The following is a 26,631-nucleotide window of genomic DNA, read 5'->3' as shown; positions in this document are numbered from 1 at the left end:
CTACTCCACTTCTTTTTTTATTGGACCTAACTTTGTTTTACCAAACGCTGCTTGCCCTTTGTATGTAAGATCCCTCAAGATTCTATTAATTGCACTTGGATGCCAATCTCTTTTGTCCTTTGGTATAATAATACACATCTTTTTCAGTCGTTGTACAGCTTCTCTTAAAGTCGCTCTTCTTGATCTACTCACGCAAACAGTTTGCGCACTATTTCGGCTTCCTCTTAATTAACTTCAAACCTTGCCTCTCCCTCACTATATACTTTATATAACGGTAACCATAAGGAGTATTACTCATTACACGACCTTCTCTTGCTGCATAGATTTTCTCCTCGGAGATTTCGTTCTTTCATCTTCTGCTGCTATTCCCTGCACATCTAGTAAAGTAATTCAGACCCTGGACTATCGTCTATCTGACAGTTCAAAAGAATTACCTTTGCTCCTGCTTTTTAGAACTCTTTAGATAAGAATTTCAGACCTGTACATTTACGTAAAAAATGGCTAGGCAGATGAACGTAAATTTCACAATTTTACTTCTACTACTTTGCCACGTAAACTGTGTAAACCAGGATGCTTTAAATTTGATTCACTATACCATTATCGATAAATTTATATTCATTTAGCAGCTCATACCTATCCCTATCAATTCTACTTTCCAAGTTAGCAAATTAGCTACCTATTATATCCTCTTGTACTTGCCTTTTCAATGAAGCTCTCACATATAAATTTACTACTTTCATTTTACCGTACTTCGTAAAGTTTGCTATTATTAATGGTTTATCTCCATTTTACAAATATATTAACCTTTTATGTCTAATGAGTTAAGCTTACTGTATGCCAATCTCAAGCATACATTTGTACGAACATCTGTTTGCGAGAGCAGTGTGCTAAATATTACAAACAGATTTTACCTAAAACACAAGGTGTCTTTGAAGTAGCAAACATTGAAATCTGAGATACTACTTTAGTAATAAATATTTTAGAAATTTACCAGATAAAAAAAGGCAAAAGAAGCTTCTCTGATGGCTAGTTATTTATATTAACTTTATAAATTGGTGTTTTTTGTTGTCTTAAACGCTTTAACAAGTGTATTTTACACTTATACTAAGTAAAAACCTTGAAAGTTTATAAAGACACGAGGTGCACATAGTACAAAAAATAAAATACAAGACGCCAAGCATGTTAAGTTTTTTACCGTTTAGCCTACACAGACTGAAGACAAATAACAACCCCAGTACTATAGTAAAGGGGTCAGCAGACTTATCAAGTAGTTTTTTTTCATTGGGCTGGGATGCTACTAAAAGTTTGTTATGTTAGGAGAACTTTTTACAGGGTGTATTTACCTCAAATTTTTTGCAACATCAAGTGCTGCATAAGTGAATATTGCACTTGCACCTGCACGTTTAAAACCAACCAAAGACTCATAAATTACTTTGTCATAATCTAGCCAACCATTGTTCGTTGCAGCTTTTATCATTGCATATTCACCACTTACTTGGTAAGCAAAAATCGGAAAATTAAACTCATCACTTGCCATTTTTATTATATCTAAATATGGCATACCCGGCTTTACCATAATAAAATCCGCACCTTCATTTAAATCCATTTCAATTTCACAAATTGCTTCTCTTGCATTTCTGTAATCCATTTGATAGCCACTTTTATCAATAGAATTTGATGATACGCATGAACCAACAATTTGCCTGAATGGTGCATAAAAGCTGGAACAATATTTCACTGCATAAGACAATATTGACACATCCTGAAGGTTATTATCATCTAATACTTTTCTTATCCTTCCTACTCTGCCATCCATCATATCAGAAGACGCAACTATATTACACCCCGCCTTTGCTAAAGCAAGCGCTTGCTTGCACAATATTGATACCGTTTTATCGTTTTCTACATCTATCCGATTGCTTTTTAAGATGCCATCATGACCATGAGTAGTGTATGGATCCAGCGCAACGTCTGCGATAATACCAATACCAGGTACCTTTAATTTTATAGCACGAATTGCCTTGCAGATTAAGTTATCAGAATTGTATGCTTCCTCAGCATTCTCAGATTTTAATTTACTATCAACTACAGGAAAAATTGCAACAGCATTAATTCCTAAATCCTCAGCTTCCTGAGCTATGGAAACCAATCCATCTATTGAGTAACATTTTATGCCAGGTAAGCTAGAAACTAGCTCAGTTGTTTCTTCTCTGTCATGAACAAACAGAGGAAAAATCAAATCATTTACTGATAAAGCGCTTTCACTTATTAAATTACGAACCCATTTGCTTGAGCGCCTGCGTCTTAACCGTGTGTTTGGAAAATTAAACATCATACCCCTTCTAAAACTACCCTAACAGAAGTAAACATCAATGGCATTTTTGCGATTTCTCCTCAAATTTCATTTTTATGAATAAAATATATAGTTTGTCTTTCTTATCAATCAATTCACTTCTATTTCATGCAACTTTTTTATTTTACCAACAGAAAGACCTATTATTTCAGCTATAACACCTATAGATATACCTGCCTTAAGTGAATTTTTCGCTACTGCTATTTTAGCTTTCTTCACACCTTCCTCCCTACCCTTCTCTGCTCCAACTTTGATGCCTCTCTCTTTGCTGATTTTGACACCTTCTTCTCTACCTTTTTCAGTAGCAAGATCAAGTAGTCTGTATTCAAGGATGGCTTTTTCTTTCTGTAGATTCATTACTCTTTCTTCATACGCTATTATATCTTCTTCATTCCAATGAAACTCATCTAACCCATCGTATGCTAGCTTTATTATTAGTACTTTTTTGGCAACCTTTTTTAGATCTGTTTCAGTGGTATCCTCTGCATTCTTAAAAAAGAAGCACCAATGCTCTACTATATTTATTAATTGCTCTACTTTACTCTTAGAAAATTTAGGTAGTTCAATAAAGATAAATTGAAAATCTTTCAAGTAATGGCCATTGGTTTTTGTATCATGTATATTATGAGTAGATATATAATCAACTTTTTCAGAGAGTAAGTTACAATTGGAAATTGCAATAAAGAAAACTTTCTTTAAATCAACAATGTAATTACCAGATTTATCTAATTGCCTTGAGTAAGCCTTAACAGCGTAAGGTTGAACACGTTTTTCAAAGCCTTTGTTTATAGCGAGCTGCATTTCAATTACACGCCTGGTTCCAGTGGCATCCTTGCAGAAAACATCAACTATTATGCTTTGTTTGTTAGAGGCAATTTCAGGATCGATTATAGCGCTTAAGAATTCTACCTCTTGTATAGCATTTATTTCAGTGAATCCTAAAATATTATTGAGAAAGCAAATAATAATCTTCTTATTCTTTTCAGTGCCAAAGATTTTCTTAAATATTAGGTCAAATTTCAGATCAAGAAATTTTGATAAAGCCATGACACAATAACCTTTAAAACTTTAATATTATATACTATGATACAAAATTTATCAAAAATTTTTTAATATAGTAATCAGCACATATATTTATAACCCTCGACCCGGCAGATTTCCAGTAAAGAGTAGTACTCCTGAAATGAGTATTACCCAAAGCACAGATATTGGTAGAAACACTTTCCAACCAAGACGCATTAACTGATCATATCGATAACGAGGTATTGTTGCCCTAGTCCAAACAAATATAAATAGTAGCAAAACTATTTTTAAAACGAACCAAATTAATCCTGGTATTTTATACAGTAAACTAAGCTTTAGTGGAGGATACCATCCTCCTAAAAAGAATATTGTCATCATAGCACTTCCTAAAATCATGTTTGCATATTCCCCTAAGAAAAAGAGAGCAAAAGGCATTGACGAATACTCGACATTATATCCAGAAACAAGTTCTGCCTCGGCTTCTGGTAAATCAAATGGGTGACGGTTAGTTTCTGCAAGTAGAGAAATAAAAAACACTACTCCTATGGGCATCATTAGCAAATCAATCCAAAACGGCATACTGTGTTTTGTAGCTACCATCTCTCCAAGATTCAGCGTACCAGTCGTAATCACAACTGTGGCCACTATTAAGCCCATTGAGACCTCATATGAAATCATCTGGGCAGCTGACCTTATGCTACCCAAAAATGCATAATTGGAATTACTTGACCAGCCTGCAACAATAATGCCATATATCCCTAGAGAGGATATAGCTAACACATAGAGTACTCCAATATTAACATTTGCTATCACTTTAGGAATCACTATCTGCTGTCCGTTTTCCGTAATTACTTCAGCGCCAAATGGTATTACTGCCCAAACAATTAATGCTAAAATAAAAGTAAGCATCGGAGCCATTATGAACAATATGGTATTTGCTCTAAACGGTATTATCGGTTCTTTGACTAGTAGCTTAATAGCATCTGCAAATGGCTGTAATAGTCCAAAAGGTCCAACCACGCTTGGACCATGTCTCAGTTGAATTGCACCAATGACTTTACGCTCAAAGTACACTAAATATGCAACCGAGAACAGTAGCGGTATCATAATAAATAAGATATTAACTAGCGTGTTCATAAAAAGCCTTAGTACAATTTGCCATTATTTTCGAAGCACGACTTATTGAATCTGTCATATAGAAATTACACTCTTTTAGGAAGAAAGGTACACTACTTAATTTTATCTCGTTGCAGGTAATTGATATCCATTTGTTTTTTACCACTTGATCAGTGTTTCTAAATTGTGGGCCAATAGCATCTAACTTTTTTCTCACGTCAAATAAACTATCATATGGTAAGGAAAGACCCAAATATTGGGATAAATTCTTAATAATCGACCAATCCTCCTTTGCTTCACCAGGGGGAGATACAGCTAACTTTGCCCTCTGCACTCGCCCTTCAGTGTTTACATAAGTTGCATATTTCTCTGTATATGCAGCTCCAGGTAAGATAATGTCTGCCACGTGTGCCCCTCTGTCTCCATGATGGCCTTGGTAAATCACAAAAGCATTTTCTAATTTTAATGTGTTAATTTCATCTGCACCGAGAAGATAAACAACTTCTATCTCGCCACTTTCTGCTTGTTCCAGTATTTGGTTAATATTTTTTCCGTCTTTTTTAGGAACGAACCCAATATCTAGTCCACCAACTCTTGCTGCAGCTTTATGCAGCACATTAAAGCCATTCCAGTCATTTCTAACCATGTTAAACTTTTCTGCGATTGCACCAGCTAGAGCTAAAATTGATTCAGAATCATCCCTTGTCAATGCATCTTGACCGATAATGAGCATAGGGTTCTGAGCAGCGCTAAGCAGCTTGCAAAATTTATGATTCCCTTTTGCTATTTCATTTAAAACACCAGGATTATTACCCAACTTTTCAACGTGATATAAGTATTCAATGTCAGGACCGATGCTTGCAATAGGAAAATTACCTTGTAAATATCTTTTTCTTATACGCGCATTAATAATAGGTGCCTCTACTTTGGGATTTGTGTTTATAAGTAGGCATAGATCTACATTTTCTATACCTTCGATAGTGGTATTGAATACATATGACCCACGATTATTTGGTATAAGTTTTGCTCCATCCTGTCTGCAATCTATATTTGATGAACCGAGCTTCTGCATAATTTCTTTCAGTAGAAGCATAGACTCACAATCCGCTAAATCGCCTGCAATGGCAGCTATTTTGTTCGGTTTTGTACTCCTTAGTTTTTTTGCAGCAACAGTTAGTGCTTCGTTCCAATCAGCTGGAACTAACCTATTGTCTCTCTTTATATATGGTTGATCGAGGCGTTGCACTTTGAGTCCATCATAAGCAAAACGAGTTTTATCTGATATCCATTCCTCGTTTACTTCTTCATTGAGTCTTGGCAGTATTCGCATAACTTCTGGACCACGATAATCAACTCTAATACTGCTTCCCACAGCATCAAGTACATCTATAGTTTCACAGTGTGATAGCTCCCATGGACGTGCTGTAAAAGAGTAAGGTTTTGAAGTTAAAGCCCCTACAGGACAAAGATCTATTATATTTCCAGATAATTCAGAGCTAATGTGTTTTTTTATGTAAGTGCTGATTTCCATATTCTCTCCTCTTCCAATTCCTCCAAGTTCGTTTGTACCTGCAACGTCAGACAAGAATCTGATACACCGAGTACAATGAATGCATCGATTCATCGCAGCTTCAATCAGTTGCCCAAAATGTTTTTTTGGTATAGCTCTTTTATGCTCATCAAACCTGCTGCTTCCTTTTCCATAGACCACAGTTATATCTTGCAAATCGCACTCACCACCTTGATCACAAATTGGACAATCAAGCGGATGGTTGATTAGTAAAAACTCGAGCACTCCTTCACGTGCCTTTTTGACTTTAGGGGTGTCAGTGTAAATAACCATACCTTCTGCAACTGGCATTGCACAGGAGGCTACTGGTTTTGGAGGTCCACCTTTCACTTCAACCAGACACATTCTGCAGTTACCTGCAATTGCTAAACGCTCATGGTAACAGAAGCGTGGAATTTCAACGCCCACGGTTTCACAAGCTTGAATTATAGTAAGCCCAGGCTTTACTTCACATTCCTGAGAATTAATAGTAATTTTAACCACAAGTTTAAACCTACTATACAGCTTCCCACTTTATAGGGTTACCGCTCACTTCATCTTCAACTAGATTGCCATTATCATATTGAGCAGATATATAATTCATGCGTGAATCACGGTCTATATATCTGACCGGTTTTACTGGCTTATTTTTATACATTTTTTGTTCTGCTTTTTTACGTTGAGTAGGGTTATTTTTACTAGCTGTTTTCGCTTTTCCGTCTGCTGCCATATGAACTCCTAAAAACTTCTTATTTTATTTTAAGACTTAAGTGTATAGCGTCAATATTAAATAACTTTAAAGTTTTAATGAATAGCTAGAAATGCAAAAAGCTACTTAACAAATCTTGCCAACCACTATAGCACTGAAGTATTCAGTCATCTTTAATCTGTGCAGATTAAATAACAAAGTATCACGTAGTTAGCATCTTATGTTTAATTTTTTGCACTATGTGCACCCTTACTTCTTTACAATATTTCTTAGGTTTTTACCTATATAAGCTGGAACGCGCTTATAAAGCATTTAAGACAGTATAGTACGCCAATTTGCAAGATTAGAGAGTAAACACTATCTGCTCGAGATATCTTTTGCCTTTTTTTCTATTTAATAAATCTCTTAATGTTTGTAGCTACTGTCACCCCGCTACTTGTTAGCAGGACCTAGAGATGCCACAAATGAATTGCGAGATAACGTAGAGGCTGCGATACCCCAGCGCGTGATGCTGGTTTCTCATACTGAAAAACCATAGGATGATAGAAAACGGTAAATAAACTTACTAGATTCCAGTGTCACGCACTGGAATAACAGGAGAAGAAGGTGCTGGTATGACACCATTTGCTATGTACATATTGTAACATTCGTACAATTTTAGCAGATCGTTTTAAAAAGCAAACATTCATCATTCTCCTGCAAAATCCCCCACTGAGAAGTAACGCTACTTTAGCTAAAATATGTTTTAAACTTCTGCTAAAACCCAGGCCATTATTATTAACTTTCGTAAAGGTTACACTCAAACTGCATCTCTGATCGTTTGGCATATCATATTTAATGTTAAGCATTGAAATTTTGCTGTTACCACAAGTATGAACATCGTTATATGATAACTTTATTGTGTAGCACTCTATATGCTTTTGCTTACCGTACACTAAATCACCGGACTCTCCTTCTAATTTTACAAACTTCGTTTTTTTCTGATATTTCTTTATTTTATCAAATCCTTATCCAGTGATATCAAAATAGGCAGCGTATTCCCAACATATTCTTTAGCTAAGAGTTCACTTTGAGGATACATGTTTATCTCCCTGCTATAATGAGAGTCTATAAAATAGTTAGAATAGAACTTATCTCCAGCATGTACGTACTCATTAGTGGCATAATACACACAACCGTAACTGAATTGAACTTTATAGTTCCCTACCTCGTTATTAAAAAAAATCATGAGTGGCAGTGTAACTACCAGAAACATCATTTATGTAACCCACTACTTAACTCTTAAAGTCCTGAACTTACCATACCATACATAATTATACCAATCAACTAAAAAACCCTTTTTAACTATCCTTTAGCAAGTATCTAGGAAGCGTATTTGTAAGATTGCGACTTTCGTATCTCCCAGTTTTTCACATACTGCTGAACTAACTCAGGATAGTTTTTAATAATTAATAAATTCTCAGCATTCCCTTTTTTAGCTGTCTTAGTAAGGTTAAATGATCCTGTGATGACCTTTTGATTATCAACAATTATTACCTTATTATGGGCGATTTTTGGCTTATCGTCAATCCAAACTGGTATTCCATTTGAAAATAATTTATTGATAACACTATATTTTGAGTGAAGTTGTGATTTATCTAAAATGACTTCAACATCAACGCCACGTTCTTTAGCATTAATCAAAGCCCTTGCAATTGTTTCAAGAGTAAACGTATATTCTTGAACTAAGACAGATTCTTTAGATTGGTCTATTTCACTGATTATCAGTACAGCACAGTCTTCTCCAGGTGAAAAGCAAACCTTAGCTCTTGGACAAGGTGAAAGCACACGACCCGTACAGCAATACAGAAAAAAACATACTAACATAAATAAAAGGTATAAAAGCCTCACAACCCACACCTGAATATATGGTGACAAGCTACATCATAGCTTAATCATCTGTCAATCCATATTCCTCCCACTTCTCTGTAACCTTTTTTACTATTTCTTCACTCATTTCAATCTTCTTTCCCCATTCCCGTTTAGTTTCAGGTGGCATTTTGTTTGTTGCATCAAATCCCATTTTACCTCCAAGCCCACTTTCAGGAGAGGCAAAATCTAAATAATCAATTGGGGCATTCTCTATCATGACCGTATCACGTACAGGATCCATTCTCGTCGATATTGCCCACATAACTTCCTTCCAATCACGTATATTTATGTCGTCATCAACAACTATAATAAATTTTGTGTATAAAAACTGCTTGAGAAAAGAAAGTATGCCCATAATAATTCTTTTCGCATGTCCAGGATAAGATTTTTTTACTGACACTACTGCTATTCTATAGGAACAACCCTCTGGCGGCAGATAAAAATCCACTATCTCCGGAAATTGGTTGATAAGAATCGGCACAAAAATTTCGTTGAGTGCTTCACCAAGAATTGATGGTTCATCTGGTGGCTTGCCAGTGAAAGTGCTAAGATAAATCGGGTTCTTGCGCATTGTAATTGCAGTAATATTAAACTCAGGAAACTGCTCAACAGAATTATAGTAACCTGTGTGATCTCCGTATGGCCCTTCATTTCGATAGCTATCTAAACTCACATAGCCTTCCAGAACAATTTCCGCGTGAGCTGGCACTTGAAGTGATATAGTCTTACAATTTACAAGTTCAAGGGGCTTCTTTCGCAGCAGTCCAGCGAATTGGTATTCCGACAATGTTTCTGGCACCGGAGTTACTGCAGCAATAAGTGTTGCAGGATCACTACCGATTACAGCAGCAGCAGGAAACTTTATACTTCGCCCATTCTCTTTCCATCGTTTATGGTGGCTTGCCCCACCACGGTGCGCAAGCCAGCGCATTAGAGTCGTTTTTTTATCCATGACCTGCATACGATATATTCCAAGATTAAAATTATCCTGTTTGTCTTCCGTTGGCCCTTTTGTTATCACAATCGGCCAAGTGATAAGTGGTGCAGGTTCATTTGGCCAGCATGTCTGAATGGGCAGCAAACTGAGATCCACATCATCCCCAGTTAACACCACTTCTTGACATGGAGCTTTGTTCACGATTTTACTTCGCATTGACAACACAACTTTTAGCAGAGGAAACATTTTTATGACATCTTTGAGGTTTTTTGGCGGCTCAGGTGATTGCAAAAATGCCAAAAGTTTACCAAGACCTCTTAGTTCACCAGGGCTTATGTTCAACCCAAAAGCGATTCTCTCAATGGTACCAAATAAATTTACCAAAACCGGAATCATACTTTTGCCATTTTCTGTGACAACATTTTCAAAAATGATAGCTGGTCCTTTGTTTAACGAAACTCTGCGGTGAATTTCTGTCATTTCAAGAATCGTTGAAACCTCTTTCTTAATCCTAATCAAATCCCTTTTTTTCTCTAAGGCTTCAATGAAGTCGCGTAAATTGTTGTACATAACTTAAAACAAATCTTCTAGTGTAATCACTGATATACCATATTTTTTAGATATTGGTTCTCAGAAGCTCTATTTGCAGCAATTAACACCCAGAATATCTGCTTCTTTGGCCTCTTTTTTTCTCTATAAACTGCTTTCTTTCTCTTTAACTGTTCAACAAATTCTTTTGTTACCACATAAAGTTTATCATTATACTTTATTTCACAGAGCATTGTACATCCATCTTCTCGATCAAAAACTAAGTCAATCTGAGCACCATTTCCTTTACTGTTTTTTTCTAGTTGATACTGCCAATCTCCACATATGACTGCTATATACTCTATATTTAATTTTCTTCTAATCTTATTAGCATGTTTAAAACACACCACTTTAAATGTTTGCCCTGTCCATGTTTGCCAGGCTGGCTTCTTTATCGCTAATTCCCAATAGTGAGCATCACTTATTATTGCTCTTTTTATTACTTCCTTAAATAGTTCAATCCATGTTAGATAAATAATATATATTCGTCAATTACTCTATAATATACCCCTCTCTTTCCTTTGTTTAGCGGCAAAAACCACTAATAAATCCTACTTCTTCTAAACTCCTTAATTTAGTGGTTAAGCGACCACCCTCAGCAATTTTAGTTATTTCCGTAAATTCTTTTCTGCTGATTCCTTATTGTTTTTTTGCAATCGCACGAATAATATTTAGATATGTCTCTGGCTCTTCATACAAAGAATGGAATAGAATATCAAATTCATCAAATAATAAACTATCCCTCTGAAAACAGATCACATTAATATTTTGTGCTGCTGATAGTCCTTTGCTTATTTCCTTAAGATAATACGGTATTTCTCCCATAGCTATATAAATCTGTAATATCTGTTGGTGATTAAGGCTGACTCCTAAATATCTTAGGTACTCTTTAGTTTCACATAAGTTAAAAGGTTGCAAAGAGGTATTCTTGCAGTAATACAATTATGCAATTCTCCTTTGGTATAAATTATACTTTCTAACATCCAAGAAGCCGCTGAACCACACACAACCAAAATAAGTCCCTTTCCTGGTATGTCAACTTATATTCCAAAAATATTCTAATTCTTTTAGAAAATCAGATCTTCTTATAGCTAGCCACAGCAATTCATCAAAAAATAAGATAACTTGATCATTTTTACTTGTGTTATTAATAGTAAGTATTAATTGATATAATGCATACATCTAGTTTTCAGGCACAGCCTTTTTGCACCTCTGTAGAAAGCTCTAGACAATGATTCTGCAAAGATTTCAAGCTGCTCACTTAGATTACCTTTGTTAAGGCCTGTCTGCTCAAATATGATTACACAATAATATTGGATAAAAAATCGTTTTATTAAATATGTTTTTCCTACACGATGCCGACCATAAACAGCAATAAATTCAGCAGATTGGAAACGAAGCCTATTTTCTAAAATGGCTATTTCCTTTTTTCTACCAATTATTAGTCCGTTCATATAACTTAACGTCGTGCTTGTTAGCATTATACAGGCGTTTATAAGATAATTGACTTTCTTTACCGCCATATTTACAATCGCTATACGTGGCAGTAAAAGATAGAGCACTTTATAATTGGCCATTCTAACACGCTTTGTCCACCTGATCATCAAGTCCTTTGATGAATTCTATGATTGAGTTCCTCTGCGTAAAGTTTGCACTTGTGGCAAAATTAGCTATAACATACACTTGATATAAATATTTTTATATATTAATATAAAATGTTTTTTTTAGTATAGAAGTAAATGTATATTAAAAATTTTATATTGTAGGTCCTTTAATAAGTTTATGTCTAGAATACCATTTTTATTGATTTTAATAATAGTGATAGCAAGTTTACCAGTAATAAACAATTGGCTTTCATATCACAATCAAACTCTAAACGATGATTATATAGGTGAGAGACTAGATAACTATATAAGTAGAAATTTTGACAAGATTATCAAAATTCTCCGTGAAGAATCAATCAAAAGCAGTTACGCTGCTCGGGATAACGCAACTAAAGGTAAAATTTTACAGTACGAAAATAAAATATTTGACCTCGCTTATCCTTATTTAGGAAATGAAAATAGCAATATTATAGCTGTAGGATTTTTTGACTATTCTTGTGGATATTGTAAAGCCATAAAAGATGACATAAAACAGTTAATCAATGACGGCAAAATTAAGTACATCTTTAGGGATACTCCAATACTTGGTAACAACTCTTTAAAGGCAGCAAAAAGTGCTTTAGCTGTCTATTTTATTGATAAAGGAAAATATTTCGATTTTCACTATGCCATCTTAGATCACAAAGGAGAATTTTCAGATGAAAATATATTGGACATAGTAAAAAGCATAGGAATAAATGAGGATAACTTCAATAATTCTATGAAAAATAATGCAGGCAAAATTGAGCAAATGATAAATGATAGCAAATTTTTAGTCAGGGAACTAGGAGCAGGTGGTACACCTTTTTTAATAATCGGAGACAGTCTGTTTATAGGAGCAACCGATTTGGATGTATTACGCAAAAAAGTAGACGAATTAAGCCACAAACAAAACTAATTGTTATAAAATTTTATTTCTTTACTTGACAACCTAAGCAAGTTTGAGTATAGTAATTATAGATGTGATATACTATATAAGTAATGACACGTAGTATTAGTCTAATGTACTATTTTAGCAGGGTTTTAGGCTATTTTCATGTTACCCATTTAGCTACATAAAGTGCTCTCAAGCTATAACGTTTACATAACTTCTTTAATTAAACTATTTAAATTTTTTTCCACAGAAGAATATATGTCATTTTCAGAAAATATATCCTATGGGTTCACTAAAGGACTGGAATCTTCTACCGACATTGTAATTACCCATAATGGTTATGAACAGCACAACATTTCAATTGACCAAAACCTATGCAAGTGAAAAGACAAGCATATATGCACAATTAAAAGCCAGTACATGGCATAGTAAAAATTTACCTGAACGGTAAAGAAAAGAGCGAATATTCAGTAAATTATTCAACGGGAGAAATAACGTTTATGAAACCACCAGTGAAAGGTATAATAATTATGGCAGGTTTTTGAATTTGATGCGCCTACACACTTTGATACAGATTACTTAAACGCTTCTATTGATAACTACGGCAGCAACAGCTGGAACAATATTCCCTTAGTGGAAGTGAAACATCAGTCATAGAGCATAGACCTACATCATATTACAAGCTTAAAGGCAACTGCTAACCTTATGTTTTGTATCCGCTCAGCTCAGCGGTTTAAGAGAGATACTACTTCTTCTTTAAGTTGTACAATTTCATCTTGAGAAAGATCAATAGTTCGAGATATGATATCAATTGATACACCTGCTTTAAGTAGATTCTTTACTACTTCAATTTTTCCTTCCTCCTACTCTTTTCCTTACCAATTTTTAACCTTAATCTCTAGCATCATCAAGCTTCTGTGCAAGAATAGCTTTTTCATCATGAATACGCTTTATCTCTTGCTCATAAGCTATGAATTCTTTTTCTGACTAATTGAATTTATTTAGTTTTTCATATATTTTCTTGATTATTATATCACTTCCTATTATTCTTTCCAACTCCCTTTTACTGGTTTCCTCTGCATAATCGAAAAAGTAGACCCACTTTTCGACTATACTTTCTAGTTGGTCTTCCTTCGTTTTGGGAAATTTTGGCAATTTAACAAATGTAGAATAAAAATCTTTCAAGTCATGCTCATTAGTCTTTTTATCTCTGATAGTGTGCTTTAATTTATACTCAGACTTATTAGGAAATAGGATACAATCTGCTATAATAATAAAGATCATTTCTTTAAGATCTTGGTATTGGTTGCCTTTATCAGCTTGTCTCGAATAGGCCCTAGCAGCATAGTATTGGGTACGTTTCTCAAAGCCTTTAGTTTTAGCAACTTACATTTTGACAACTACTTGCACCTCATTTTCATCTCTACAAGTACACCAACAATACTTTGCTTTTTAGAGGTAATCTCAGCATCTATTATAGTGCTTAAAGCACTCTATGTTCTTTATTTAACTTTTGCCAGTAAAGACTAGGATATCATTGAGAAAGTGAATGAGAATATCTTTATTTTTTTCAGTATCAAAGATACGTTAAAAGCTACATCATTTTTTGGATCGAGAAATTTAGAAAAAGCCATAATAAATACAATCAAGAGGTGTTAATAATTATATATTACTCTATATAAATTTCAACTCTCTTATGTTTTAAATTGTTGTCTCACGATTCTTTCGAGAAAATAAGATGTGTTAAACGTAGAAAAGCAGCAGGTCTTGTGATGCACTTAAGCCTTTTTGCTTGAATATTGAGGCCAAGTAATACCTCCTCTATTAATGGGTTGACAAAAAACCATCCTCCCATATTTTTTGGCTCTTCTTGACACCATATAATTTCAGCGTTTTCATATTTTTCAAGTTCAATGCTTAGCTTATCAGCAGGAAATGGATAAAATTGCTCCAATCGTACCACTGCTATATCGTTTATTTTTTGTACTTCACATGCCTCAATTATGTCGTAATAAACTTTACCACCGCATATTATAACTTTACGCATTTTGTCATCTAAAACTAAATTCTTCCTATATTCTGGAATTACCGTAAGGAATCCACCTTTAAAGTCAGATAGATTAGAAACTGCTCTTTTATGACGCAATAGCGATTTAGGTGTAAACACTATCAAAGGTTTACGGAAGTCTCGATGAATTTGCCTACGTAAAACATGAAAGTAATTCGCTGGAGTAGAGCAATTAACTACTTGCATATTATCTTCCGCGCAGAGTTGTAAAAACCTCTCTATACGCGCAGAGCTATGCTCAGGTCCCTGACCTTCATAGCCATGAGGCAGCAATAAAACCAAACCACTTGATCGCAACCACTTTGTTTCTGCAGACGCAATAAACTGGTCGATCATAATTTTCGTTTGCTCCTAAATTGCTTCAGCTACAAATATTTAGAAAATTTGCCAAGCAAAAAAAGATAAAAAACCCGGAGTAGCTAGTTACTAACTCTTTATTTTAAAAATTTGACGTTGGTTGATGTCTTAACGCTTTATAAGTATGTCTCAGCTTATATAGGTGAGAACTTAGATTTATAAAGACATAAGGTGCACGTGCAAAAATACAAGACTCTCTTGTCATTTTAACCTGCACAGGTTGGAAATTATATAAAACAGCTCTAATGCCATGATAAGAGAGCTGGTAAAGTGTGTCAAGTAATTTTTTGTATTTCTTATATAAGCTACTTGAATCTTGGTTTATCAAATCACAACATTCGTGCAGCTGTTGTTGATAGCCTACAATGTCAATGTTTAAGTATCTTGTTATCTGCACACTCATCATGTTCAATCTCAACTGTGGAGTGCGCTATTTCAAACCTATCTAGCAGTATTTTTTTTATTTCATACAAAATATCAGTGCGTTGTGTATTTTCCTTTACCTTGGCATGCATAGTAATTATAAAATAATTATCAGAAAGTGACCACGCATGTATATGGTGTACATCTACCACTTCAGGTAGTTCAGATATGATCTTACTTTTTATCTCCTCAGCAGATATACCTTCAGGTGCACCTTCAAGAAGTATATGACAAGAATTCTTTAGGATTTTATAGCCGCTATTTAGGATTATCACACTGACAAATATCGATAAAATTGGATCCACTATTTGCCATCCAGTAAGCATGATAATTATTGATGCAAGTATAGCAGCCACAGAACCTAAAATATCTCCTATAACGTGCAGTACAGCACTCCTTATGTTTATATTATTTTCGCATTTACCATGTAATATGAAAAAGACTACGATATTAGCAACCAGTCCAAGTGTGGCTATTATTAACATAATTTTCCACTCAATATTGATTGGAAAAATAAATCTCTTTACCGACTCAATTATAATGATCACTGCAATGAGGAATAAAGTTAAACCATTAACAAACGCTGCAATTATCTGCAGTCTGTGATATCCATATGACCTTTGCAAATCAGATTTCTTGGCTGAAAATTTATGTGCTATCCAGCTTAAAGCCAAGGCAAAGAGGTCAGTAAGCATATGCCCTGCATCTGATAACAGAGCTAGTGAATGTGAAATTATTCCGCCTGCTATTTCCGTAAACATTGTTATTGCAACTATTATTATGGAATAGATTAAGCGCTTAGACTCTGCTGCTGAATGTTTGCCGTTGTGCACTGCTGTCATGTGAAATCTTTTCATGAACAAAAACGTGGGTAACACTGGGTTCGAACCAGCGACCGCTTGCACGTCAAGCAAGTGCTCTACCAACTGAGCTAATTACCCATCATGGTTTTAGTATAGTGCTTCAGCGGGACAAAAGTCAATTTGCTTTTAAATTTTTGTCCTTGTCACTTTATCCAATATAATGCCAGAATTTAGCTGTAGCTAAATCATAAAGCTTTAGTTATACCCCATATTTTACATATCAAATTAACTACTTATATCTTTTTGTTAAGATGAAAATTATACCAGTATGGAAATTTACTCTTTTTTAGAGAGATCACGTTAAGATTGAAACATACATTTAAAAATCAAACATGAAATGGAGAGTAAAATGTCCAATTATATACAAAATAGCGGAACTAGAGTTATAAGAGACGAATTACAAGCAACAGGTAAGGTCAGAGAAAACGAAGATCAACCTGTTGAAAATATAAAGATCACAAATGACCATGCTTTCTACAAACTCATTTGTGAAAAACTAGTCCAAGGGGATTTTTCGGTGGAGCAGTTTAATTTGCTACACTATGATATCTCTGAGAAGATGATAGAAAAACCTTTTACTATTAAGGAAATAAATGACTTCTGTGAGAAAAATGATATTCCTTTGTTCACGGTAAACGAGTTACTTACTCTTGTGCCAAAAGACGACATAAAGTGTTACGTAGACTATGAAACAGATTCAGTAAGAAATCATGATCACGGATATATTGCTGATCAGATTAATATCAAAGCTTCATATATAAAGGCAGATTTAGTTAACCATCAAAGTTATCAAGATTATATTACGGATTCAGATGCGTATTATGGATTTATATATAAAAAGCTTATTGTATCAGATGCTCTTGAAAAGCTCAAGAGAGGCGAAACTGAGGCACAAATAAGAGAAAGTCTTGGTAATATCAATAGAAAAGAAATCAAGGAGTTGTTAGAAAAGGTTCCTCAAGGGAGCCTCAAAGAATGGCTCAGTGATCCAGCGAATAAAGGATATACAGACGTGGAATATCATGTGTTATACGAAAAAATCTCTGAAGAGCTTGTGCATACTAGTATGAGTATTAATCGGATTAAGGAGATATATGATAAGTATGGTATAGCACCTCCAACAGAGAGTGAATTCGAAAGTCTGAAAAAAGTACAGGGAGAAAAGAGATCTATTGAATATCATGAGCAAAAAACAGGTTTAACATTCCAGGGTAGGATAAATCTAAACGTTACTGATAATAATGCTGATAATGAGTTTAGCCTAAACATTGACCTATTTCAGAACAAAAATTTTGAAGATCTTACCGATCAAAATGGTGATGGTGTTATTAATAATGAAGGTCTCCTAAAATCATTAGAAAACACTGTGAAGACGTTCAATGAAGTCTTTGGAATAAAAAAAGATAATAATCCACTTCTAGTATATGGAAACATTGCTAACTTTAGACTGTTCTTGTTTGAAAGTAAGGAAAGCTACCAAAAATATTTAAGTGGCGATCATGATGCTCATATACCAGGCGGTGGTGTAGCACAATTCTCTGACAATAACTATATTAGTAATATGTATTCTCATGCTGAAAACGCTAGAAGTGATTTTAACGGTGATAAAGAAGGGAATTGCAAGGATTATAACTACGTTATCAAGCACGAACTTGTCCATGCGTTAACGTTCTATTTAACTTCTAAGCTGGATCTTGGCAAAGTTTTAATGGAAGGGTTAGCAGAATACGTAACACACTTAACAGAAGGAGAAAAACCAGCTGATTTTGCAAAACTCGTTGGTGAGGAATATAAGGAACATACCTTAGAGGAGATAATCAAAGGAGCTGTTGATCCTTATCAGACAGGAGCAGCAATTATTGCATATATTGAAGAGACTTATCCAAATTTTATTGATAACCTGCTCTATGCAGCAACAGAAGATAGGAAAACTCTGAATGGTCGTTTTTACTTCAAGGAAATGATGCAAAAGATTTACCAAAGCGAAGAAGACAAAATTCAAAAAGGAGAAGGGTTTTCTAATTGGGTAAAAACCTACTCAAGCGCGGAAAATATTACTATTGAGTCTGGCCATGCTCAACATGAGCAACAAGCAGTAGGTAACGAAAAAGATGAAGCGCAGTCTTATAGTTCAAAAGGACAAGTAAGTGAAGATAGAACTGAAGTCCAGCCTACTGGTTCATTTCTTGGCTTAGAAGTACCTAAGAAACCAGTAATACATGAACAAAATAAAGGGCAAGAAAACATTGTTCTAAAAGACACAATCCTCAAAATAGAAAAAAGTTATGAGCGAGATTCAGAGGGAAAGCATAAGGCAAATGTAATCATAGATTATTATGACATGAAAGCCTTGTATGATAGAGTTGCTGGAGCGAAAAAGCAATCTGTGTTAAAGTTTTGGAATAAATTGGCTGAATCAGAATATAAGGTTGGTGCTTTGTCAGAAGACAAATACTACTTTAAAGATGGTAAGTTTGTAATTCATGATAGTAACGAGAAAAAGCTTGTAGTGTTACCTGAAGATAAAGTATCGATCAAGATAATGAAGGATGGAAACCATTATGATTTAGCTATATCTAATAAGGAGGGTAAGGTAATAAGTAGTATTACTAAAATAGACAACTTAAACTATGAGTTGCTATTAGATATAAGTGATTTCAGCTTGGAAGCACAAGATAGCACTACGTTTTCAGATCAACACAATGAATATGATCTTTACCTAGAGAATGGCTTAGTGAAAATGTTTGATTGTGCGAGCGATCATATTTACCATGATCATAGCTTAATCTAACAAACACATAAAGAGTTGCTGCTTGAATGCAGTAGCTCTTTGATGTATATGAAGTTTACTATGTAATATTAGATATAAATTATTATAAAACCACACACTTTTTTTGATACTAGCAAGGCCTATAATAGTGCAGCACTGCTTTGCGTATTGCCAGTCCAAATTCCACCTGTTGTAAAATAATATGATCTGTTATATCACTGCTAATTTCAATCCCTCTATTTATTGGCCCTGGGTGCATAACAATTGCATTTGATTTTGCACATAACAACTTTTGTGAATCAAGCCCATACAAATAGAAATATTCCCTATTTGAAGGAATAAAACAACCACTATTCATGCGCTCTTTCTGTAATCTCAGAAGCATAATTACATCGGCATCTTTTATACCCTCAATTAATGAATAATAGATTGAATCTACCTCAGGAAAATGTTTGCAAATTAAAGTTGGCGGTGCAACCAAGCATATTTTTGCTCCAAACATTTTTAGCAATCTTATATTTGATCTTGCAACTCTGCTGTGCAAAATATCTCCACATATAACAATTTTGAGATTTTTTATTTGCTTTTTATGACTACTGATTACAAAATAATCTGCAAGAGCCTGAGTTGGGTGTTCACTGCTTCCATCACCTGCATTAATTAGCAAACAACTAACATGCTTAGCCAGCATGTTCACAATGCCGCTGCTTTTTTGCCTAACCACTATATAGTCAGGGTTCATTGCATTTAACGTTTTTATCATATCCGTCAAATCCTCCCCTTTATTAATAGAAGAAGATTTTACTGGCAAGGTTACAACGTTTGCTCCAAGGCTTTTGGCTGCCATTTCAAAAGACGTAAGCGTACGTGTTGAATCTTCAAAGAATAAATTTATTACTGTTTTATTTTCCAAGATACGACCATTTGCAGCCTTATTTTCTAGATATTGTCCAGCCAATTCAATTATATTTCCCACATCATTGACTGTGAAATCTAGAACACTTAGCAAATCCTTTCTATTACTCATAGCTTCTTTTAATATACAATTGCGATTTAATCTATTCTACTTTTTTATTACTTTTTTTCAATAAGCTTCTTGCGCAACAATTGTTTTAGCTCAGCCTATAGATATTGCATTAAAACAAAAACTGGTATTAATCGATAATTAGTACTCTACTTTTATCATAGTCATTATACCAGTAGTGAGTGAGGCTCAAAATGGTCAAAAAAAACTGAAGAAAAAGGTGAACAACTCGATCTAAAAAGCAAAATACTAAACTACCTGCCATGAAAAACAACGCCAACAGAGGAAAAGTAAAAAAGAAAGTATACAACCAGATCGTTTAGAGAAATTTTCGGTCGAAGCTGGCATTATTGCAATAAGAATTAGTGTTATTGCAGTTGGCTTTCTCCTCAGAAGACCAATTGGTGGTGCAGTCGCTATCGGTCTTGTAGTTGTTCGATTCTATATCAAATGGCAAGCTTATTACAAGGAGTAGCAAAAGAATTGAGTGTAGGTTATTATGCACTCAATTGGGTAAAAGATAAAATACTAGATGCAGGAAAATGAGGAGTAGACAAGGTAAGAAATTCTGAAAAAATAATTGAGGAAAAGTCAATATATAACTTTAAAAATCCTGCCTATTCTCCTAACATAAAGTCAAAGAGTGGTGAAAAAGAAGTTGATTATAAAACAAGAATACTGAAAGACAGATTGTAGGTGCTTTTATTAAAAAAGAGGTAGAAAAAGCTTTTTAAACAACATTAAAATTTAAGTAGATGCTATGCTGTAGATTAAATAAAACCACTTAATAAACCTCGCTAGCCCACTCTATTAATCATGATGCTGAAGGTATTCAGTTATCTTCAATCTGTGCAGATTAAAATGACAAAGTATTACATAGTTGGCGTCTTGTGTTTTATTTTTTGCACTATATGTACCTTATGTCTTCATAGCATTTTTAAGTTTTTACCTATATAAGCTGAAACTCGCTTGTAAAGCGTTTAAGACAGTATAATATGCCAATTTGCAGGATTAGAGGGTAACACTATCTACCACTGAATATCTTTTGCTTTTTTTATTTAGTAAATTTTTTAATATTTATAGCTACCGTCATTTTGCTGCTTGTTAGCGGGATCTAGAGATGCCTAGAATGAATTGTAGTATGATAAACTGCGCCCAGCGTCACGCAATGGAATAACACCTTCTTGGTGGATTAAAATCACAGTGTTTATACAGGTGTATTAGAGCATAGAGATACAAAACCCTTTTATGTAAAATTAATCTACAGAATTTATATCTTAAGCCTTATGGTTATTTTTTTACTATGAATGACCTTTTCATGTATAATAATATTTGAAATTGATATTAATTAAATTAAAATATTAGTAAATAATCAACCTAAAGCCTTAATATACTAATATCATATAATTATTTAGTACAACTTATATGATATTAATACTTTGAGATATCAAATTTATGTTGTAATGTTTTACAAAGCTTTTGATAGGTGAGTGTATATGGAAATAATATCATTAAACAATAACTCGTGCAGTGTAGAAATAAAAAAGAAGCTGCTCAGTATAATAACTAAAGTTATAGAAAAAAACACTTGGACTCAAGCTCATGCCGCCGAGAGACTAGGTGTTGATCAGCCAAAGATATCTCAAATTAAAAATGGCAAAACAGATGGTTTTTCTTTAGAACGACTGTTAGGGTTTCTCAAGAAATTCGACCATGAGATAACAATTACGATAACAGAAAGTCAAGCAGTAAAACCTGAAACAGAAAAGGTTAAACGTGAAGTTGGATCTCCATAGGTACAAAGTTGACACTTTGTTTTTTTTGTAGTATAATGTAAAGTTTATTGAGGTAGTATTTTATGGCTGAGTCTGTTATAGAAAAATGTACAGAGCAGGTGAGTAACCGTTTTAAATTAGCCCTACTGGCAAGTCAGAGAACACATGATTTAAATACAGGGGCGAGTAATCCTGTTCAATCAGCTAGATTTAAAGGCCATAAAAACACCATCATTTCTCTGTACGAAATAGCAGAAAGGCAGGTGGATACTCATGAGCTGTTTAGCCTTTTGGTAAGCAGATGCAAGGAGTATATGAAAGGAAATCTGAGTAATACCTACAGCAGTAATACGAGCAAGCTAGAAAAACTACTAAACTTTTCTAATGATCAGTTTAACACAGATGCTGATGTAGATCAAGAAAGTACTGATATTCAGGATGACGAGGTAGAAAATGAAATGAGCAATCAAGATAGTGAGGACATAGATGATGAAGTAGACAATGAAGAGTAAACTAAGTAGAGTCCTATTGGAGTTGTGTAACCTATAAATGATTCATGTTGCTATTTACATGTTACTGCTTTGTATGAGTGCAATGTTGTACCGTATAGCAAAGTTAAGTGACATTTACAATAAGGCTCTAGCGTTTAATCATTTCTCAACACAAGTAATTTTACTCATAACAGCAGTATCGATCATTTTGGATAGTTTTTTTTTGGTTGATATAGCATTGTTGTATGCTAGTGTCAGTTTTATATCAACTATAGCACTAATGAGGTTAATGTTGCTTTGATAATTTATGATAGGGTCTATTTTCATATTTTTAGGTATTTGTTTAGTAACTATTTCAACCATAGGGGTAATTAGATTTACTGATTTCTACACCAGATTACACGCAGCAGGTATTACAGATTCTAGCGGTGCAATGTTATTATTAATTGGTCTCGCTTTGCAGAATGAATTTTCAGTCAATACTGTTAAAATAGTACTATTAATTTTTATAATATGGGTAGCTAACTCAACTAATAGTTATATTTTAGCACGCACTCATTATAAAAGTAAGGAAAAAGCTATTAAAGAAAGTTAAGATGTTAGAAATACTGAATGTAACATTACTTTTACTGCTACTTATAGTTGCTATTTTTATAGTTCTCTCAAATCATCTAGTCACAAGTGGTGTTCTAATGTGTGCATTTAGCTCACTCATCGCACTTATATATCTAATTATGAATGCACCTGATGTTGCAATTACTGAAGCTTCTGTTGGTGCAGGACTCAGTACAGTCTTTACATTTGCTGCACTCTCTTTAATAAAGAACCATAAAGTAGATTTATCTCACAACCCTATAATACTTTTTTTTATGTTATTTCTAGCTATATGTTTATCACACTTTATGACCCAATTACCAGATTTTGGCAGCTATGATGCTCCCATTCACTCACATGTTGCTCCTTACTATATAGAAAATACTAAAAAAGCCGTTGGCATTCCCAATATAGTAACAGCTGTTTTAGCAGGCTTCCGTGGCTATGACACATTTGGAGAAACTATAGTAGTTTTCACCGCCGCACTTTGCATAACATTAATATTAAAAGAAGAAAAAGAAAATGATTAAAGATCCAGTATTAAATGCAGTAACGTTTTTGATGGTACCTCTTATTATTTTATTTGCTTTATATATACAATTTCATGGCGACTATACCCCAGGTGGAGGGTTTCAAGCAGGAATAATCATTGCCTCTGGGATAATATTATACTCAATGCTATTTGGTGTATCCACAACTCTAAAAGCAATACCTTACTCTGCAATTAAATTCACTAGCATGCTAGGCATTTTTATTTATGGGGGAACGGGTATTGCAACAGTTTTACTTGGCCAAAATTTTTTATCTTACAATATATTGTTAGCTAACAACGTTGCAGGTCAAAAATTGGGTATTTTCTTGGTGGAATTGGGTGTAGCACTTACTGTTTATTCCTCCATGTTAATCATATATATAGATTTTGCTCGCAGAAAAAAATAATGACTTTATACAATTATACAATTATTACTATATTAATGACGCTAGGTTTATATACCATCATAAATGACAAAAATTTAATTAAGAAAATGATAGGGGTAAGCATTTTCCAAGCATCTGTTCTGTTATTTTACATATCTCTTGGGTATATAAAAAGCTCCTTACCCCCTATATTAGTTTCAAATTCTCACTTATATAGCAATCCTGTACCACACGTTCTAATGCTCACTGCCATAGTAGTCGGAATTGCAACATTTTCAGTTGGATTATCCATAGCAGTAAGAATAGAAGAAAGATATGGAATAATTGATCAAGACAAGCGTATGTGAGTTAACAATGTCTTAAACTATATGAAGTAATAAGTAGCCACAAGCTAAAAATAAAGTCATAGGCTTACTTATTGTAAGCCTATTTACTAATAAGAAATAGATTTTAAACTATAAGGGTAATGATGTCAACTATTAACAACTCAGAAGATAAGAAAAAAATCATCAGGGATCTTGTAACCAAAAGTATTAAAAAGGGTGGCTTTATCACTTTTGATGATATAAATGATAAACTGTCAGACGAAAATTTATCATCTGACTTTATAGATGATACTATATCTCTATTGCAAGACTCAGGAATCAACATACTTGAAAGTAGCGAAGACGAAGAAGAGGCTCCTTCCAATAGTGATGATAGCAAACTTGATGATGACGACGCACTGTCGAATACCACCACAACCTTAGTACAAAATGACGACCCGGTAAGAGTTTATTTACAAGATATGAGCTCCGTAAAGCTTTTATCAAGAACAGATGAAATTGAGATAGCAAAAAAAATTGAATCTGAAAAGCATAACATGTTGCGTGCAATCATTGAAACATCAGTAACACTAAAGATGATAAAAGCATGGCGCGATGATTTGAGCAGTGGATCTCTCTTACTGAGAGAAATTATAGACCTAGATGCAATTTATAACTCCGATTTTAATGCGATACCCAAAGAAGAGAGTGAAGAAAGTATTGAAGATGATAAGGATTCTGAGAACGTTTCTGAAGGCACCAAAGATGACGAATATTGTGAAGATGATGAGATAGATAGTAAAAAAGGTAACGATGAGAAAGAAAATAGTAATGAAGATATAAATTCAGCAAATTTAAATGTTTCTATTCTTGAAATGGAAAACGACTTATTGCCCAAGGTCATAGTTGCACTAGATGAGATAATTACTTTAGCAGATGAAGCATTGACATTAAGAAAAGATCCCTCTGGTGGATTAAGATATCAAAATTTATATGACCAAATATGGTCTATAGTGCTACAAATTAAGTTAAGTGACACTGCTGTCGCCAAAATCACACAAAAACTTTATAACATAAATAGGTCTATCATGCTTGAGGAAGCTAATCTTATTTCTGAAGCTAAAAAATACAATATTGATAGAGAAAACTTCCTCAAAGTTTATGCTGACGTACTTTTAAGGTACAAGTTAGAAGAAATTAGTTCTTTAAAATCCAGTGAAAACCAATTTTGTTTTACAGGTGAACTAAAAAACAAGTTTGTAAAGTTTATAGACGAAAATTTTGAACATATAGCTAATACCTTGAACAATATTAAGCAACATATACAAGAAGATAATGTGCAAGAGTTTAAAGAGCTAATCAAGAGAACACAAAAACATGAACGAGAAGTCTCTGAAGCAAAGCAGGGAATGATTAAAGCCAATTTGAGGTTAGTAGTTTCCATAGCTAAAAAATATTCAAACAGAGGTCTCGCTCTGCTTGATTTGATACAAGAAGGTAATATTGGTCTTATGAAGGCTGTGGATAAATTTGATTACAAACGTGGATACAAATTTTCAACCTATGGAACTTGGTGGGTAAGGCAATCAATTACTAGAGCAATACCTGAGCAATCTAAGGTAGTCAGAATACCAGTTCACATGGTAGAAATTATTAGCAAGATCAACAGAGCATTGAGAAAGTTAACTCATGAGATGGGAAGAGAGCCTACATTAGAGGAATTAAGTATGGAACTTGGAATGCCGCTGGAAAGAATACGCAAAGTTATGAAAATAGCAAGGGATCCGGTAAGCCTTGACGCTCCAACAGGAAAAGACGATAGTAGTACTTTCGGTGACTGTATAGAAGATAAGCGAGTCTCAAAACCAGAAGATGCTGCAATACTCACTGACTTGCGCTGCATTACGACTAACCTCCTTGCAACTTTAACACCGAAGGAAGAGAGAATTATTAGAATGCGCTTTGGCCTTGGTAAAGATTGCAAGGAACATACCTTAGAAGAAATAGGATGCATTTTTAAGGTAACACGTGAGAGAATTAGGCAAGTCGAATCAAAAGCATTGCGCAAATTAAAACATCCATGCCGTGCTAGAAAGTTGAGAGGGTTCTTTTAGAGAAATGTCAAATAATATAATGCGATCATTTTGGCACGAAGTAAAGAGAAGATGTAAGAGCTGGAAAACAATAGATGGAAGATTTTGAACAGATACATTGTTTACCTACTTTTCCAGTGCCAACTTCCTACACTCTTACAGGTTCCAATTCTAATGGAAAAGTCATATCGCTTATAATATAAAATATTTTTCTTGCAATTTTATCATTACCGCTCATTGTGCTTCT

24 protein-coding genes, 1 tRNA gene and 2 pseudogenes are annotated in these 26,631 nt (G+C 34.2%); 10 read left to right on the top strand and 17 right to left on the bottom strand.

Features of this window, described 5'->3' with window-relative positions; genetic code table 11:
• From WBP_RS01880 to WBP_RS05575, 12 genes are all read right to left on the bottom strand, one after another.
• On the bottom strand, nucleotides 1–138 hold the full coding sequence (locus WBP_RS01880; protein ID WP_167895886.1) for a recombinase family protein: 138 nt from the start codon (nucleotides 136–138) through the stop codon (nucleotides 1–3).
• Between the two features lie 1,201 nt (nucleotides 139–1,339).
• Nucleotides 1,340–2,332, bottom strand: coding sequence for a porphobilinogen synthase (gene hemB / locus WBP_RS01875; RefSeq protein ID WP_167896305.1), 993 nt, complete (start codon nucleotides 2,330–2,332; stop codon nucleotides 1,340–1,342).
• 111 nt (nucleotides 2,333–2,443) lie between these two features.
• Complete coding sequence (locus tag WBP_RS01870) at nucleotides 2,444–3,400, bottom strand: Rpn family recombination-promoting nuclease/putative transposase (RefSeq protein WP_167895885.1); 957 nt, start codon at nucleotides 3,398–3,400, stop codon at nucleotides 2,444–2,446.
• 87 nt (nucleotides 3,401–3,487) lie between these two features.
• Nucleotides 3,488–4,513, bottom strand: a complete 1,026-nt coding sequence (gene nuoH / locus WBP_RS01865; protein ID WP_011256573.1) for an NADH-quinone oxidoreductase subunit NuoH — start codon at nucleotides 4,511–4,513, stop codon at nucleotides 3,488–3,490.
• Nucleotides 4,497–6,545 (bottom strand): NADH-quinone oxidoreductase subunit NuoG, encoded by a 2,049-nt coding sequence (gene nuoG / locus WBP_RS01860; RefSeq protein ID WP_167895884.1) that lies wholly within the window; start codon nucleotides 6,543–6,545, stop codon nucleotides 4,497–4,499. Before nuoG ends, nuoH begins: the two co-directional genes overlap by 17 nt.
• 13 nt (nucleotides 6,546–6,558) lie before the next feature.
• Nucleotides 6,559–6,771, bottom strand: a complete 213-nt coding sequence (locus WBP_RS01855) for a hypothetical protein (protein WP_011256575.1) — start codon at nucleotides 6,769–6,771, stop codon at nucleotides 6,559–6,561.
• A gap of 970 nt (nucleotides 6,772–7,741) precedes the next feature.
• Nucleotides 7,742–8,008, bottom strand: coding sequence for a hypothetical protein (locus WBP_RS05590; RefSeq protein ID WP_246166080.1), 267 nt, complete (start codon nucleotides 8,006–8,008; stop codon nucleotides 7,742–7,744).
• Nucleotides 8,009–8,112: 104 nt separating this feature from the next.
• The gene (locus tag WBP_RS01845) at nucleotides 8,113–8,640 is read right to left on the bottom strand and encodes a phospholipase D family nuclease (RefSeq protein ID WP_167896304.1); all 528 of its coding nucleotides are present in this window, start codon (nucleotides 8,638–8,640) and stop codon (nucleotides 8,113–8,115) included.
• Between the two features lie 40 nt (nucleotides 8,641–8,680).
• The gene (locus tag WBP_RS01840; RefSeq protein WP_167895883.1) at nucleotides 8,681–10,168 is read right to left on the bottom strand and encodes a UbiD family decarboxylase; all 1,488 of its coding nucleotides are present in this window, start codon (nucleotides 10,166–10,168) and stop codon (nucleotides 8,681–8,683) included.
• Between the two features lie 26 nt (nucleotides 10,169–10,194).
• Nucleotides 10,195–10,533 (bottom strand): hypothetical protein, encoded by a 339-nt coding sequence (locus WBP_RS05585; protein WP_225416076.1) that lies wholly within the window; start codon nucleotides 10,531–10,533, stop codon nucleotides 10,195–10,197.
• 292 nt (nucleotides 10,534–10,825) lie between these two features.
• The gene (locus tag WBP_RS05580) at nucleotides 10,826–11,011 is read right to left on the bottom strand and encodes a hypothetical protein (protein ID WP_246166077.1); all 186 of its coding nucleotides are present in this window, start codon (nucleotides 11,009–11,011) and stop codon (nucleotides 10,826–10,828) included.
• Between the two features lie 335 nt (nucleotides 11,012–11,346).
• Complete coding sequence (locus WBP_RS05575) at nucleotides 11,347–11,790, bottom strand: ATP-binding protein (RefSeq protein WP_246166074.1); 444 nt, start codon at nucleotides 11,788–11,790, stop codon at nucleotides 11,347–11,349.
• Nucleotides 11,791–11,968: 178 nt separating this feature from the next.
• Between WBP_RS05575 and WBP_RS01830 the strand changes: the two genes are divergently transcribed.
• Complete coding sequence (locus WBP_RS01830; protein WP_167895882.1) at nucleotides 11,969–12,727, top strand: DsbA family protein; 759 nt, start codon at nucleotides 11,969–11,971, stop codon at nucleotides 12,725–12,727.
• Nucleotides 12,728–13,428: 701 nt separating this feature from the next.
• Here WBP_RS01830 and WBP_RS01820 read toward each other — a convergent pair.
• The 4 genes and pseudogenes from WBP_RS01820 to WBP_RS01805 form a co-directional block, all read right to left on the bottom strand.
• Nucleotides 13,429–14,337 (bottom strand): annotated as a pseudogene (locus tag WBP_RS01820) (Rpn family recombination-promoting nuclease/putative transposase).
• A gap of 122 nt (nucleotides 14,338–14,459) precedes the next feature.
• Nucleotides 14,460–15,113: pseudogene (sucA, locus tag WBP_RS01815) on the bottom strand (2-oxoglutarate dehydrogenase E1 component); the annotation flags it as partial.
• Nucleotides 15,114–15,496: 383 nt separating this feature from the next.
• Nucleotides 15,497–16,393, bottom strand: coding sequence for a cation diffusion facilitator family transporter (locus tag WBP_RS01810; RefSeq protein WP_167895881.1), 897 nt, complete (start codon nucleotides 16,391–16,393; stop codon nucleotides 15,497–15,499).
• Between the two features lie 26 nt (nucleotides 16,394–16,419).
• Nucleotides 16,420–16,492, bottom strand: a tRNA-Val gene (locus WBP_RS01805).
• Nucleotides 16,493–16,763: 271 nt separating this feature from the next.
• On the opposite strand from WBP_RS01805, the gene WBP_RS01800 reads away from it, so the two are divergent.
• Nucleotides 16,764–19,205 (top strand): hypothetical protein, encoded by a 2,442-nt coding sequence (locus WBP_RS01800; RefSeq protein ID WP_167895880.1) that lies wholly within the window; start codon nucleotides 16,764–16,766, stop codon nucleotides 19,203–19,205.
• Between the two features lie 109 nt (nucleotides 19,206–19,314).
• Here WBP_RS01800 and WBP_RS01795 read toward each other — a convergent pair whose 3' ends face one another.
• Nucleotides 19,315–20,211 carry an aspartate carbamoyltransferase catalytic subunit gene (locus WBP_RS01795; protein ID WP_011256583.1) on the bottom strand — a complete coding sequence of 299 codons (897 nt, stop codon included), beginning with the start codon at nucleotides 20,209–20,211 and terminating at the stop codon, nucleotides 19,315–19,317.
• A 1,493-nt stretch (nucleotides 20,212–21,704) separates the two neighbouring features.
• Here WBP_RS01795 and WBP_RS01790 point away from each other — a divergent pair.
• The 8 genes from WBP_RS01790 (at nucleotide 21,705) to rpoD (ending at nucleotide 26,405) form a co-directional block, all read left to right on the top strand.
• Nucleotides 21,705–22,004: a helix-turn-helix domain-containing protein gene (locus WBP_RS01790; RefSeq protein WP_011256584.1), complete on the top strand. Its 300-nt coding sequence runs from the start codon at nucleotides 21,705–21,707 to the stop codon at nucleotides 22,002–22,004.
• Between the two features lie 62 nt (nucleotides 22,005–22,066).
• Complete coding sequence (gene rpoZ / locus WBP_RS01785; protein WP_011256585.1) at nucleotides 22,067–22,495, top strand: DNA-directed RNA polymerase subunit omega; 429 nt, start codon at nucleotides 22,067–22,069, stop codon at nucleotides 22,493–22,495.
• 37 nt (nucleotides 22,496–22,532) lie between these two features.
• Nucleotides 22,533–22,775, top strand: coding sequence for a monovalent cation/H+ antiporter complex subunit F (locus WBP_RS01780; RefSeq protein WP_011256586.1), 243 nt, complete (start codon nucleotides 22,533–22,535; stop codon nucleotides 22,773–22,775).
• Between the two features lie 6 nt (nucleotides 22,776–22,781).
• Nucleotides 22,782–23,069: a monovalent cation/H(+) antiporter subunit G gene (gene mnhG / locus WBP_RS01775; protein ID WP_011256587.1), complete on the top strand. Its 288-nt coding sequence runs from the start codon at nucleotides 22,782–22,784 to the stop codon at nucleotides 23,067–23,069.
• A gap of 1 nt (nucleotide 23,070) precedes the next feature.
• Entirely contained in the window at nucleotides 23,071–23,598 is a 528-nt protein-coding gene (locus tag WBP_RS01770; protein WP_011256588.1) for a DUF4040 domain-containing protein, read from the top strand.
• A complete protein-coding gene (locus tag WBP_RS01765; protein WP_167895879.1) occupies nucleotides 23,591–24,007 on the top strand; it encodes a Na(+)/H(+) antiporter subunit B in 417 nt (138 codons plus the stop codon). The genes WBP_RS01770 and WBP_RS01765 overlap by 8 nt, the downstream gene beginning before the upstream one ends.
• Nucleotides 24,007–24,333: a cation:proton antiporter subunit C gene (locus WBP_RS01760; protein WP_011256590.1), complete on the top strand. Its 327-nt coding sequence runs from the start codon at nucleotides 24,007–24,009 to the stop codon at nucleotides 24,331–24,333. The genes WBP_RS01765 and WBP_RS01760 overlap by 1 nt, the downstream gene beginning before the upstream one ends.
• 122 nt (nucleotides 24,334–24,455) lie before the next feature.
• Complete coding sequence (rpoD, locus tag WBP_RS01755; protein ID WP_167896303.1) at nucleotides 24,456–26,405, top strand: RNA polymerase sigma factor RpoD; 1,950 nt, start codon at nucleotides 24,456–24,458, stop codon at nucleotides 26,403–26,405.
• The last annotated feature ends 226 nt before the right edge of the window (nucleotides 26,406–26,631 follow it).

Source organism: Wolbachia endosymbiont of Brugia pahangi (genome assembly GCF_012030695.1).
Lineage (GTDB): Bacteria > Pseudomonadota > Alphaproteobacteria > Rickettsiales > Anaplasmataceae > Wolbachia.
The sequence above is the reverse complement of the archived record's forward strand: the minus strand, read 5'-3'. Positions and strand labels throughout refer to the sequence as shown.